The organism is Bradyrhizobium sp. USDA3010 (assembly GCF_056429065.1).
This window is the reverse complement of record NZ_JBWJZD010000120.1, coordinates 1-1,284: the sequence shown is the minus strand read 5'-3', so window position 1 is coordinate 1,284 and position 1,284 is coordinate 1. Positions and strand designations below refer to the sequence as shown.

Here is a 1,284-nt window from a genome sequence, read left to right as displayed (position 1 = left end):
TGAGCCGGTCCCGGTTGTCTGAACAGAAACTCCGCATCGATAAGTGGAGCCTCTGCCGTGGTTAGGCTGCCGTGCGGAGCGGCAGCGAGATGAAATAGGCTTGATCCGGTGTGCTGCCGTCAAGGCTCGAATGTGGACGGCGGCAATTGTAGAAGTCGAGGTATCGGCCGATCGAGGCACGAGCTTCGCTGACGTTCTCGTAGGCCCGCAGATAAACCTCCTCGTATTTGACGCTGCGCCACAGCCGCTCGACGAACACGTTGTCCCGCCAGGCGCCCCGGCCATCCATACTGATGGCGATGCCGTTGTCGGTGAGCACGCCGGTGAACGCCGCGCCGGTGAACTGCGAGCCTTGATCGGTGTTGAAGATCTCCGGTTTGCCGTGAGGGGCCAGGGCATCTTCCAGTGTCGCGACGCAGAATGCAGCCTCCATGGTGATCGACAGCCGCCACGACAGAACCCGGCGGGTCGCCCAGTCCAGCACCACGGCCAGATAGACGAAGCCTCGCGCCATCGGGATGTAGGTGATGTCCATCGCCCAGACCTGGTTCGGACGCGTGACCTCCATACCGCGCAGCAGATACGGATAGATCTTGTGGCCGGGCTCGGGTTGGGTGGTGCGCGGACGGCGGTAGAGCGCCTCTATCCCCATCCGCCGCATTAGCGTTTTGACATGCCGGCGGCCGATCTTGCACCCCTCGGCAGCCAGCAGGCCTCGCAGCATTCGCGAACCGGCGAAGGGAAACTCTAGATGCAGCCGGTCGAGCCGTTGCATCAGCGCGAGGTCTTTGGGCGGCACTGGACGCGGCAGATAGTAGACGCTGCCGCGGCTGATGTTCAGAGCTTCCGCCTGCTTGCTGATCGGCAGATCGTGTTCACGGTCGATCATCGCTTTGCGCTCAGCAATCCCGCCTTGGTGAGCGCTCCTTCTAAAAAATCGTTCTCCAGCGTCAACTCGCCGATCTTGGCGTGCAGCGACTTCACGTCGACGGTGGGTTCGGCGATCCGACTCCCGCCGCCCGGACCGAAAACATCGGCAGCGCTGCCTTCGAGCTGGGCCTTCCACGATGTGATCTGATTGGGGTGAACGTCGAACTGCTCCGCTAGTTGCGCCAGCGTGCGGTCACCCTTGACGGCGGCAAGCGCCACCTTCGCCTTGAAAGCCGGAGTGTGGTTCCGCCGTGCTCGTCTGCTCATCGTCTCTCCTGATTCGCGGGTCAATCTTGCCCGCCGTCAGGCAGAAACTCCACTTATCGCACTGTTCAGATTTGCGGGACCAGCTCA

Annotated in this window: 1 protein-coding gene; it reads right to left on the bottom strand. The window is 62.2% G+C overall.

The window, feature by feature from the left end:
* Positions 1–61 precede the first annotated feature (61 nt).
* Positions 62–1,197, bottom strand: a protein-coding gene (locus AC066Y_RS43195) for an IS3 family transposase (protein ID WP_478279130.1) whose coding sequence is annotated in 2 segments (ribosomal slippage) — positions 62–939 and positions 939–1,197 — 1,137 coding nt in all. Because the reading frame shifts where the segments join, the coding sequence is not laid out codon by codon here.
* Positions 1,198–1,284 lie beyond the last annotated feature (87 nt).